This window comes from Desulfotignum balticum DSM 7044 (assembly GCF_000421285.1).
GTDB classification, from domain to species: Bacteria; Desulfobacterota; Desulfobacteria; order Desulfobacterales; family Desulfobacteraceae; genus Desulfotignum; species Desulfotignum balticum.
Window position 1 is genome coordinate 1,937,541 of the sequence record NZ_ATWO01000001.1, and the last position, 11,765, is coordinate 1,949,305.

General features: G+C 52.1%; 9 protein-coding genes. All 9 read left to right on the forward strand.

Translation table 11 applies throughout. The features are described from left to right. Positions 1 to 70: 70 nt before the first annotated feature. The 9 genes from K365_RS0109880 to K365_RS0109920 all read left to right on the forward strand — a co-directional run bounded on the left by K365_RS0109880 (position 71) and on the right by K365_RS0109920 (position 11,746). Entirely contained in the window at positions 71 to 2,524 is a 2,454-nt protein-coding gene (locus K365_RS0109880; RefSeq protein ID WP_029725127.1) for a penicillin acylase family protein, read from the forward strand. Positions 2,525 to 2,663: 139 nt separating this feature from the next. After that, positions 2,664 to 3,536: a methylenetetrahydrofolate reductase gene (locus K365_RS0109885; RefSeq protein WP_024334432.1), complete on the forward strand. Its 873-nt coding sequence runs from the start codon at positions 2,664 to 2,666 to the stop codon at positions 3,534 to 3,536. A 103-nt stretch (positions 3,537 to 3,639) separates the two neighbouring features. Beyond that, positions 3,640 to 6,678: an FAD-dependent oxidoreductase gene (locus tag K365_RS0109890; RefSeq protein WP_245569157.1), complete on the forward strand. Its 3,039-nt coding sequence runs from the start codon at positions 3,640 to 3,642 to the stop codon at positions 6,676 to 6,678. Positions 6,679 to 6,684: 6 nt separating this feature from the next. After that, complete coding sequence (locus K365_RS0109895) at positions 6,685 to 7,119, forward strand: hydrogenase iron-sulfur subunit (RefSeq protein WP_006966327.1); 435 nt, start codon at positions 6,685 to 6,687, stop codon at positions 7,117 to 7,119. Between the two features lie 28 nt (positions 7,120 to 7,147). Next, the gene (locus tag K365_RS0109900) at positions 7,148 to 7,813 is read left to right on the forward strand and encodes a methylenetetrahydrofolate reductase C-terminal domain-containing protein (protein WP_006966328.1); all 666 of its coding nucleotides are present in this window, start codon (positions 7,148 to 7,150) and stop codon (positions 7,811 to 7,813) included. Continuing rightward, positions 7,813 to 8,736: a methylenetetrahydrofolate reductase gene (locus K365_RS0109905; RefSeq protein ID WP_024334434.1), complete on the forward strand. Its 924-nt coding sequence runs from the start codon at positions 7,813 to 7,815 to the stop codon at positions 8,734 to 8,736. The genes K365_RS0109900 and K365_RS0109905 overlap by 1 nt, the downstream gene beginning before the upstream one ends. Before the next feature lie 37 nt (positions 8,737 to 8,773). Next, positions 8,774 to 9,160 carry a response regulator transcription factor gene (locus K365_RS0109910; RefSeq protein WP_024334435.1) on the forward strand — a complete coding sequence of 129 codons (387 nt, stop codon included), beginning with the start codon at positions 8,774 to 8,776 and terminating at the stop codon, positions 9,158 to 9,160. Positions 9,161 to 9,275: 115 nt separating this feature from the next. After that, positions 9,276 to 10,226, forward strand: coding sequence for a hypothetical protein (locus tag K365_RS0109915; RefSeq protein ID WP_156887704.1), 951 nt, complete (start codon positions 9,276 to 9,278; stop codon positions 10,224 to 10,226). Then, entirely contained in the window at positions 10,223 to 11,746 is a 1,524-nt protein-coding gene (locus tag K365_RS0109920; RefSeq protein WP_024334437.1) for a PAS domain-containing sensor histidine kinase, read from the forward strand. Before K365_RS0109915 ends, K365_RS0109920 begins: the two co-directional genes overlap by 4 nt. The last annotated feature ends 19 nt before the right edge of the window (positions 11,747 to 11,765 follow it).

Here is an 11,765-nt window from a genome sequence, read left to right on the forward strand (position 1 = left end):
TGTTTCATTTGTACACAATAAACTTATGTTAATTACAATTTTAAACACTGACGCTTCAGAAGACGGATTGATGTGCGGATCATTTCTCAACAAGAGGCATCGATTGATCTCTGGTTACCGGATACACCGGATTTTTACCATATTGATATGGTGTGCGGTACTGGTGATTCTCGGGACAGGCGGCCTGTCTGTGCTGAATCGATATCAGACCCGGGGGGCCTTGAATCTGCCCGGTTTGACAGGCCCGGTCACGGTTCAGCGGGATGAAAAAGGCATGGCCTTTATCCGGGCACAAAACCTGGATGACCTGCTTTTGGCCCAGGGATTTGTGACTGCCCAGGACCGGCTGTTTCAGATGCATTTGATTCGACTGCTGATCCAGGGCCGGACCGGTGAGCTGGCAGGAAAAATCGCCCGGGATCAGGACATGCGCATGCGCACCATCGGTCTGGACCGGCTGGCAGAAAAACAGGCAGCAATACTCAATCCTGAAACCGCGGCCCGGTTTCAGCGATATGTGGACGGCATCAATGCGTTTATTGATATCACACCCCATAACAGGCATCTGGAGTTCCGGCTGGCCGGGATTTCTCCTGAAAAATGGGATATTTCCGATTCCTTAAGCCTGTTGTATTATCTGGGATATGCCACTGCCGCCAATCTGGATACCGAAGTGATTATCCAGATGCTTTTGCACGCGGTGGGATATGACAAAACCCGGCGGATACTGCCTCTTAACATCCATCCGGATGATCCCGGTGACACCGGCGAATGGCCGATGCCCCTTATGAGTGATCAAACCTTTGCAACTGACGTCCGGATTTCCCGGATGGCCGCTTATTTTCCGGATCGGTATTTGCGGGCCGGCAGCAATAACTGGGCCGTGTCTCCGGATCTGTCCGCCACCGGAGCCGCTCTGCTGTGCGGTGATACCCATTTAGATCCTCGGATGCTGCCCGGAGTCTGGTATCCCATCGGCCTGATCTGCCCGGGAATTCGGGCAGTCGGGGTGAACATCCCGGGTATTCCCGGCATGGCCATGGGCCGGACTTCACACATTGCTTTAAGCATGACCAACAATTACGCGGATATTCAGGACCTGTATCTGGAACAACCGGATCCCGATCATCCGGGACGATATCTTTCAAACAACCGGTCCCTGCCGTTTGAAACCCGAAAAGAAACACTGAAGCTCAAAGATTCGGCGGCTCCGGGCGGGTTTGTCAAACATGAATTTATCGTCCGCGCCACTGAAAGAGGCCCCATTGTCACAGATGTGTTTGATAATCTGTCGTCCCACCCGCCGGTGTCATTGCGGTTTGCCCCGGCCGAAACCATGGGGCCGGAAATCGGTCTGGTGGAAATACTTGAGGCAAAAAACAGTGTGGATTTAAAAAATGCGTTGAAACAACTTTCCATGGTCTGTTTGAACTGGGTGTTTGCCGATGATCAGGGCCGGATCGGGTATCAGGTATCCGGCCGTGTGCCCATCCGACAAAAAGGGCATGGCACGTTTTTATCCCCGGTTTCCGCTACCGGCGATCCCTGGCAGGGATGGATTCCTGATGATCAGATGCCGGCAGCCCTGGACCCGCCGGCCGGATGGATCGGCACCTGCAATCATAAAATCGTGCCTCAAAGCTATCCTTATTATTATTCTTCCTATTTTGCCCCGCGGTATCGGTATGACCGGCTCAAGGAACTGATGGCACTGCCCGGCCGCAAAACACCAAACCAGATGTGGATGTTTCAGCGGGATACGTTGAATCCCATGGCCCGGATCATCGCCCCGAAAATGATTGACGCACTGATGCAGCATCCGGATACCCGGGAAATGGGTGCCATTCTTTCTGACTGGAATTATCAGGATGATCCGGATACGGCAGGACCGGCTATTTTCCAGACCGTGTACCGGTTTTTGGCCAAGGCGGTATTCGAGGACGAGCTGAAAAATGCTGACAGTGATCTGTTGCTCAATACCTGGTATTTCTGGCAGGAGCGGTTGCAGCACATGATTCTGGAGGGCCGGTCCGTCTGGTTTGACGATGTGCGTACCCCGGATCAGAATGAAACATTGACAGATCTTTTTTTGATCGCCGGACACCGGGCCAGGGCATTTTTGGAAGCGGCCCTGGGGCCGGATATGAACCGCTGGCACTGGGGCAGGGTTCACACGTTGTCTTTGAGAAATCCTTTGGCACAAAAGGGATGGATCGGGCGGTTGCTGGGAAAAGGCCCCTTGTCCATGGGGGGTTCCGGTGAAACCCTGTACCGGGGGTGGTATGACTTTGATGCCCCGTTTTTTGTGACCCATTGTGCGTCCCTTCGGATGATGGTGGATTTTGCCGATACAAATAAAATCATGGCAGTGCTCCCGGGTGGGGTGACAGGCCGAATGTTTCATCCCCACCAGAAAGACCAGGTCACTTCGTACATGTCCGGTGAGCAAAAATACTGGTGGTTCAGTGATTCGGCGATTAACGGACATACGGTGTCGACACTGGCACTGATTCCTGGTGGATAAAAAAAATCAAATAAGTCAAGGTTTTTTCATTGTACATTTTTAGAAAAAAACGTATACAACTAAACGTGCTGATGAATAATAAGAGGTACAGGATGGTAAGGTTTTGTTATAAACACTTAGATGAGACAAGGATGTGTATATGAGTTTCAAGGCAAAACTGTCGTCCGGGGAACGGGTAATCCTGGCTGAAATGGATACCCCCAAGGGCGTAGATATATCCAATATGATCAGCCATGCAAGGTTTCTTAAATCCCGTGTGGATGCCGTGGTGTTACCGGACCTGGACACGGGTGTCATGCATCTGAATGCGCTGGCCGGCGGAGCGATCCTGACTCAGCAGGGATTGGAACCCGTCATCCATGTGTACGGCCGGGACAGAAACCGGATGGCGCTTCAGGGAGATCTGCTGGCGGCCCATGTGCTGGGGATTCACAACCTCATGGTGGTGCAGGGCGAAGAGATGATCAATGGGGATCACCCGGACGCAAAAATTGTGGATGACGTGGATGAACTGGGTATTCTGAAAATGATCCAGACCCTGATGGCCGGAACGGATCTGGCCGGGTTTGAGTTGCATGGTAAACCGGAATTCATCCCGGGGATCGCGACCCCGCCCATTGCCGATGAAGATCAGCTGACTCAGGCTGTGGCAGATGCTGGAGCAAAAATTGCTGCCGGTGCCGGATATATCGTTCTTCAACCGGTGTTTGACCTGGATTTTTATAAAAAGATCATACACACGTTCTCTTCTTTGAATGTACCGGTGATTGCCTCGGTTTTTCTGTTGAAAAACGTTGGCATGGCCCGGTATATTTCCATCAATGATCCCACTTCCCGGTTGTCGGAAGATGTGATCCGGCGGATACGTCAGGCCAAGGACCGTGACACGGAATGTGTGACCATTGCCGGTGAAATGATTCGCAGCCTCAAGGAGATTTCCCAGGGCATCAAAATATCCGCTCTGGGGTGGGAAGACAAACTGCCGGCCATTCTGGACAGCGCCGGGCTGTAGAAAGCAACGTTAACTTAAAAGAGATCCGTGCTGTAGTCATGAGGCGGTTGAGCCTTTTTGGACTGCATACGGATATCCTTAAATGAATAGGTTACTCATGCAAATGAATCAGAATTCAGAAAATATCCTGTCCAAGGACAGGCGTGTGCTGGTGATCGGCGGCGGTGTCGGCGGTATCCGGGCCGCTCTGGACCTGGCCGAATCCCGGCGCAATGTACTGCTTATAGACAAATCATATGCCATCGGCGGGTTGATGACCCAGCTGGATCGGACCTTTCCCACCAATAACTGCGACCTGTGTACGGTGTCTCCCCATTTGTCCCAGGGGGGGCGGGAAAAATACCTGGAAATCAAACCCATGACCCGTCTGACGGGACTGGATGGGGAAGCCGGGGCGTTTTCCGCCACACTGATGACCGAACCCAGATATATTGATACGGAAAAATGCACGGCCTGCGGCGAATGTGCCAAACAGTTTCCGGATGCGGTCAGGTTCACGCCGGGGCTGGATCCCCGGGCACCGACCTGCATGCGCTATCCCCAGGCCACACCGTTTGCTTTTTCCATTGACATGAGCAAGATCACCGATGTCGAGGCATTGAAAAAAGTCTGTAAGGCCGGTGCCATTCTGCCGGAAGACCAACCCAGAAAAATCGTCATGGATGTGGCTTCTGTGGTGCTTTCCGTGGGTGCGGATCTGTTTGATCCTTCCGTTCTGGATAACTTCGGAGGAGGGCGGTTTGACAATGTGGTCACAGGTCTTGAATACGAGCGGATCATGTCTGCTTCCGGCCCGTTCCAGGGCAGCCTGGTTCGGAAATCCGACGGCAAACGGCCTAAAAAAGTGGCCTGGATCCAGTGTGTGGGCTCTCGGGGTATCAATCGGGCCGATGTGCCTTACTGTTCCAGTGTCTGCTGCATGTATGCCCTCAAGGAGGCCATGGTCACCAAGGAGCGGTTCGGCGAAGATATTGAAACCACGATTTTCTTCATGGACATGCGGACCCATGGCAAGGGGTATGAAGAATATTATAACCGGGCCAGGGACGAGTACAATGTCCGCATGGTGAGAAGCCGGCCCCACACCATCCTGGAAAAACCCGATACCAAAAATCTGTCCATTGCCTACGCCGTTGAAGACAAATCGGTTCAGCAAAATGAAGAGTTCGACATGGTGGTACTGTCCACAGGATTTCGAGTGAACTGTGAAACCAAAGAGCTGGCCCAAAATCTGGGAATCCAGTTGAATGAACATGATTTTGCTGAATCCGATCATTTCAATCCCGTTCTGACCTCCCGCCCCGGGGTATATGTCTGCGGGGTATATGAAAGTCCCAAAGATATCCCTGAAACCATGGTCCAGGCATCAGCCGCGGCCGCCATGGCCGCCACCAACCTGCCGGTGTCACCGGCAGGACTCAATGGCGAAGACATGTTTCCGCCGGAACGGGATATCACAGGAGAAGATCCCCGGATCGGTGTGTTCGTGTGCGACTGTGGATTTGAAATCGGCGGGGTGTTGAATGTCGCCAACGTGCTGGATGCCGTGAAAACAAGACCGGATGTTGTGGTGGCGGAACCTGTGGGTTATGGCTGCTCGTCAGAGTCCATGGCAAAAATCGAGGCCATGATCACAAAACACAAGCTGAATCGGGTGGTCATCGGCGGTTGCTCGCCAAGAACCCATGAAACCAAGTTTCAGGATCTGCTCCGCCGGGTGGGATTGAACCGATACCTGGTGGAAATGGTGAATTTGCGGGATCAAAACACCTGGACCCATATGAATGAGCCGGAAAAAGCCCAGGAAAAGGCTGTCAAACTGCTTCAGGTGGGGATTGCCGGTGTTCGAACCAACCATCCGCTGCGGGAGCATACCCTGCCCATGAATCAGAATGCCCTGGTGGTGGGCGGTGGTGTCACCGGTATGACTGCGGCCTTGAAACTTGCGGATCAGGGAATTAAAACCTATGTTGTGGAACGGGCACCCTCGCTGGGCGGTCTGGCCCGGTCTCTTCGTAAAACTATTGAAGGGGATGACGTGGCTCCGTTTGTCCAGAATCTGGTGGATGCGGTCACAGCCCATTCCAATATCCAGGTTTTGACCCGGTCCGTGATCGTGGATCACAGCGGTATGCCCGGCTTATTCAAGACCGGCATCCAGACCGGGGTGCGCATGAACTACATGCAGATTGATCACGGGGTGACCATTCTGTCCACCGGGGCTTTGGCCAACCGGCCGCCTCAGTATGGCCTGGGTGCCATTGACAATGTCATGACCCAGCTGGACATGGACTCGCTGCTGGCGGATGAACCGGAAAAAGTGCAGGCCATGGACCAGATAGTGATGATTCAATGTGTGGGATCCCGGGAAGAGGGCAATCCCAACTGCTCGCGAATCTGCTGCCAGGCCGCTGTGAAAAATGCCCTGAAGATCAAACAGATCAGCCCGGATACCGAGGTATTCATCCTGTACCGTGATATGCGGACCTATGGATTTCTGGAAGATTATTACCGAAAAGCCCGGGATCTGGGTGTTAAATTCATTCGATTCTCCCTGGAAAATCGGCCCCGAGTCCGACAGGACGACGGTGAGCTGGTGGTCGGAACCCATGACTATGTGCTGGACAGTGACATTGATATTGCCGCAGACTGTGTGGTGTTGAGCACCGGGCTGGTGGCTGATGATGAAAACACGGAAGATCTGGCGCTGATGTTCCATCTTCCCCGGACCGAGGATCACTATTTTCTGGAAGATCATGTGAAGCTGCGGCCCGTGGATATGGCCCAGCGGGGATTTTTCCTGGCAGGTACGGCCCATTCGCCCAAGGTGATCCGGGAATGTATCACCCAGGCCCAGGCAGCAGCCGGCCGGGCCCAGACCATGCTGGCCAAAAAGGAAATCAACTTAGGCGCCTGTGTGGCTGTGGTGGATGAGAAAAAATGTGCATCCTGCCTCATTTGTGTCCGGGTGTGTCCGTTTGATGTGCCGTTTATCAATGCGGACGGTGTGTCGCAGATTGATGCGGACAAGTGTCACGGATGCGGCGTGTGTGCCGGTGAATGTCCGGCCAAGGCGATTCAGCTGCTGGCATATGAAGATGATCAGATACTGGCAAAACTAGACGGCTTATTTGAAAGGTAGAAATCGATGGAACATTTTGAACCTGAAATTGTCGCATTCTGCTGTCATTACTGTGCATATACGGCCGCAGATATGGCCGGCAGCAAGCGGATATCATATCCTTCCAACGTGAAGATCATCCGGGTGCCCTGTTCGGGTAAAGTGGATGCCATTCACCTGATGAAAGCCCTGGAAAAGGGGGCGGACGGTGTGTATGTGGCAGGATGTCTGGCAGGTGACTGCCATTTTAAAAATGGAAACGTCCGGGCCGAAGCCCGGGTGAACCGGGTCAAGAAACTGCTCACCGAACTGGGCTGGGAACCGGAACGGGTGGCCATGTACAACATGTCCGCCGGTATGGGAGAAGCATTTGCCCAAGTGGCCAAAGAGTTTACGGAAACCATAAAAAAACTGGGACCGAACCCCGGCAGGACCGGGGCCGTGGATAAGGCTGCCAGTTGATGTTTACATATTTCTTCGGAGAAAACATATGATTACAGCAGAACAAAAACCCATACAGGAAATCATCCAGTATATTGCCCCATACAGCAAAATTCTCCTGGTGGGTTGCAATGAATGTGTGACAGTGTGTGCGGCAGGCGGCAGAAAAGAGGTTGGCCTGCTGGCATCTGCCCTGCATCTGAACCATCTGAAACAGGGCAAAAATATCGATATCAGAGAAATCACCCTGGAACGGCAATGTGATCCGGAATACGTGGAAGAACTGACCCCGTATATCGACGGCGTAGATGCCGTGGTGTCCATGGCCTGCGGCTGCGGCGTTCAGACCATTGCAGCCCGGTTCAAGAAAACCCCTGTGTTTCCCGCGGTCAACACCCGGTTCATGGGCGCGTCTTTGAGCCAGGGCGTATGGTCCGAACGGTGCAAAGGATGCGGTGACTGCGTTTTAGGCATCACCGGCGGCATCTGCCCGGTGGCCCGGTGCTCCAAACATCTGTTCAACGGCCCCTGCGGCGGCACATCCAACGGGCAGTGCGAGGTCAGCCCGGATATCGACTGCGCCTGGCGCCTGATCTGGGAACGGCTCAAGGAACTGGGAATGGAATCCCGGTATGAGGAATTGATGGAAGCAAAAGACTGGAGACCTGGTGGCGCCGGCGGACCCGGGACAATTATCAGGGAGGATTTGGCATAATGAAGACAGACAGCAGACTTGAAAAGGTATTGGCATCCGGTGAACTGGCAGTGACCTCGGAATGCGGGCCACCCAGGGGGTGCCGTCCGGAAAAGGTCACGGAAAAAGCGGCCCTGCTCAAAGATCATGTGGACGGTATCAACGTGACCGACAACCAGACCGCCATGGTCCGGATGTCTTCGTGCACTGCCGGCATCCTCATCAAACAGATGGGGCTGGATCCCATCATCCAGATGGTGTCCAGGGACAGAAACCGCCTGGCCATGCAGAGCGAAATCCTCGGGGCGTATTCCTTCGGCATCAACACCATGCTGTGCCTGTCCGGGGACCATGCCAAGTTCGGGGACCATCCCATGGCCCAGGGCGTATTTGACATCGATTCCGTGCAAATGATCAAGATGGTCCAGCAGATGCGGGATAAAGGCCTGTTCCAGGGCGGTGCCAAGATCGATGGCCCCCCGAAGATGTTCATCGGCGCGGCAGCCAACCCGTTTGCTGACCCGTTTGAACTGCGTGTCATGCGCCTGGCCAAAAAAGTCAAGGCAGGCGTTGACTTTATCCAGACACAATGTATTTTTAATCTTGATAAATTTGAAGAATGGATGAAAGGGGTCGTGGAACGGGGCCTGGACGAGCAGGTCCACATCCTGGCCGGCATCACGCCCATGAAATCCGTGGGCATGGCCCGGTATATGAAAAATAAAGTGCCTGGAATGGATATTCCGGATGATGTCATCAAACGGCTGGAAGGGGTGCCCAAAGAGCAGCAGCCGGAAGAAGGCATTAAGATGGCCGTGGAATCGATTGAACGTCTCAAGCAGGTCAAGGGTGTTCACGGATTTCATATCATGGCCATTGAATGGGAAGAAAAAGTACCCCAGATCGTGGAAAAGGCAGGACTGTATCCCAGGCCCAAGGTTTAGCTGCAGGTGACAAAAACAGTGATAAGGAGATCATAACATGAGCGAACAAAAACTCATTCTGGTGGTGGATGATGACCCGGATCTGGTGGAAGCGGTGTCCATGAAGCTGGAGGCCAAAAACTACCGGGTTGCCAAAGCCTATGACGGTGTGGAAGCCATGGATCGAATCAATGAAGAAAAGCCGGCCCTGGTGATACTGGATGTCATGATGCCCCGGAAAAACGGGTGGGATGTCTGCGAGGAAATCAAGAACAATGAAGGACTCAAAGACATTGCCGTTGTTTTGCTGACTGCGGTGGCGGATTCAGTGAAAACCACCAGCTACACCCATCATGACGGCAAAACAACGCTGGCCGATGACTATATTCCCAAACCGATCGATCTGGATGAATTGATGGAGATCGTTTCTGATCATTGCGGCTGATCGATCTGCCTTGTCTATCCAGCCTGCATGGACAAAGACTGTGGATGGCGGAAAAACCGGTCTTGTTTTTTCGCCATCCGGTCTTTTTTTAAAAATGTCTGTGTGTGTTTGAAAAATGGAACCGATTCCTGTTAACGGCATTCGTCTGGGGCCGGGAATGGTATGGATAGGCCAGTTTTCACCGGATGTCCATCCTTTGACCCCTGTGTGTCAAGCCCTGTCGATCCAGCGGATCAATATGGTTTGTGCCGGGTTGCACCGACGGAAAACCCATTATTATTTTTCCGGATGTGTGGAATCCAGATACCGGGAGAAGGTTGCCCGGCTTTCAGTTGATGATTCAGACATCACCCCTTTGGGATCCGTGACCCAGGTGTCTGTCTATCCCCATCGCAATCGTTTTCAAGTCCCTGGCATATTGATAAAAATGCTGAGATCGGCCGGGATTCCGTTTCATCATCTGGTGTCCTCTCCCGCAGTGGTCAGTGTGATCATAGATGCCTGTTTTCAGGACCGGGTGATCACATTACTTGAAAATACCTTTGACCTTCCTTGTTCCCATACCCCCTATATCCAGGAAATTGATCAGGATATATCCGCATTGTTGAAAAAATATCCGGAAACCCGGTCCACGTATGTAGAAGAAAAAATCAAGACCTATGGTTTTCAGCTGGTGCGAAAAAAATATTTGCTTTACACCCAAGGATTTTTGGATCAACTCATGCAAACCATGCAGACACGGATGCCGCCCATTGCATCAGAAGAAATATTTCATCTGGTGTCGGTGGTGCAGGTCTCCGGACCCATTTATGATGCCTGCTTTGTCGTTGACGCAGACACCAGCTGCAATGATGGAGACGGCTTTTTTGTGGACCTGATTACGTTCCACGGCCCTCATTTCGGAGACCGGTATCGAATTTTGCAGACGGCTTTGAACTGCCTGGATGTTGATCGGATTCCGTTTTTTGTCGCAGCCTGCGCCGGGGCCAGTGTCAGCCTGGTGGTTCCGTCTGGAAAGGGAGTGGTCGCACAAACTGCGCTGGAAAAAGGATTTGAAGCCCCATGAAAAATGATACATTGCGTCCCCAGGATTTGTTCTGGCGGGTCCGGATTTTTGATGCCCTGTCTTTTCCCTCGGTGATCATTGATCTTGAAAAGAGTGTGGTCGGTGCCAACAAGAAATTTTATGACACCTATAAGCTTACACCTGAAGATATTTTGGGCAAAAAATGTTACCATTCTTTTTTGTATAAAAACACACCGTGCAAATCCCGGGATTGTCCCATATCCCGGGTCATAGAAAACAAAGAAGCCCATTCCTATACCCTGAAACGCCAATACAAATGGGAAGAGCGGGTATTTTCCCCGATTTTCGACGATCACCAGGAAGTGGCGTATGTGCTTTCCAGTATCCGGGACATTACAAGGACCAAATCCCTTGAAAGCCAGTTGATCGGTGTGAAAGAATTTATCACCCGGGTCATTTATTCATCTGCCAGTGCAATTGTAGCGGCAGACCGGTCCGGCCGGATTGAATTGATGAATTCCGTGGCCAAAGAACTGTTCGGTGCCTACAACGGTGGGGAGGGAACCATCACGCATACGGAACAGCTGTATCCGCCGGGCAAGGCCAAGGAAATCATGCGGATGCTCAGGGATGAAAAAATCGGGGGCAGGGGCAAACTGATCATTCCAAAAACCACCATTGTCAATGCCAAGGGAGAAGAAGTGGAAGTGGAGATGTCGGCTGCCATCATCTATGACGAGAACGGCAACGAATCTGCCACCATGGCCATCTACAACGATCTTAAAGACAAGATCAAGGTGGAAAAAGAGCTGAAAAAAACCCAGAAACAGCTGGCCCAGTCTGAAAAAATGGCCTCTCTGGGTCAGCTGGCTGCCGGTGTGGCCCATGAGATCAACAACCCGCTTACCGGGGTTTTGTTTTATGCCAGCCTGCTGCTGGAACGACCGGACTTAGATGACGATGCCAAAGCCGATCTCACATATATCGTGGAAGATGCCAACCGGTGCAAAAATATCGTGAAAAGCCTGCTGGTCTATAGCCGGAGTACCGATTCCAACAAGCGAATCGTGCATATCAATGAAATTGTGGATCAAAGCCTTAAACTGGTTCGTGATCAGAAAAAATTCCGCAACATTCAGGTCCGGCGGTTTCTGGACGATGAGATGATGCTCATTCATGCGGATGTCAGTAAGCTCAATCAAGTGATCATCAATCTGATCATCAACGCGGCGGACGCCATGAAAGGCAGCGGCAAAATTTCTTTGTCCACATACCGGGACAAGCCCAACAAAAAAGTGTTTCTGGAGGTGAAAGATACCGGTGAGGGGATACCCAGAGAAAACCTGTCCAAAATTTTTGATCCGTTTTTCACCACCAAGGAAGTCGGAAAAAGCACGGGGTTGGGACTGAGCATTGTCTATGGTATCATTGAAGAGCACGGGGGACGGATTTCAGTCAAGGAAACCGGTACCAAAGGCACCACATTTATCATTGAATTCCCCATGTATGTGCCCAGTGAAGACGGCCCCCATTTTTGTGATCCCCCGGGATCTGCATGATTGTATCGAGTTAAAAAAT

Excerpts from the sequence above, each read along its gene's own strand:
- K365_RS0109880 (WP_029725127.1), top strand. The coding sequence starts at position 71 with ATGTGCGGATCATTTCTCAACAAGAGGCATCGATTGATCTCTGGTTAC.
- K365_RS0109885 (WP_024334432.1), top strand. The coding sequence starts at position 2,664 with ATGAGTTTCAAGGCAAAACTGTCGTCCGGGGAACGGGTAATCCTGGCT.
- K365_RS0109890 (WP_245569157.1), top strand. The coding sequence starts at position 3,640 with ATGAATCAGAATTCAGAAAATATCCTGTCCAAGGACAGGCGTGTGCTG.
- K365_RS0109895 (WP_006966327.1), top strand. The coding sequence starts at position 6,685 with ATGGAACATTTTGAACCTGAAATTGTCGCATTCTGCTGTCATTACTGT.
- K365_RS0109900 (WP_006966328.1), top strand. The coding sequence starts at position 7,148 with ATGATTACAGCAGAACAAAAACCCATACAGGAAATCATCCAGTATATT.
- K365_RS0109905 (WP_024334434.1), top strand. The coding sequence starts at position 7,813 with ATGAAGACAGACAGCAGACTTGAAAAGGTATTGGCATCCGGTGAACTG.
- K365_RS0109910 (WP_024334435.1), top strand. The coding sequence starts at position 8,774 with ATGAGCGAACAAAAACTCATTCTGGTGGTGGATGATGACCCGGATCTG.
- K365_RS0109915 (WP_156887704.1), top strand. The coding sequence starts at position 9,276 with ATGGAACCGATTCCTGTTAACGGCATTCGTCTGGGGCCGGGAATGGTA.
- K365_RS0109920 (WP_024334437.1), top strand. The coding sequence starts at position 10,223 with ATGAAAAATGATACATTGCGTCCCCAGGATTTGTTCTGGCGGGTCCGG.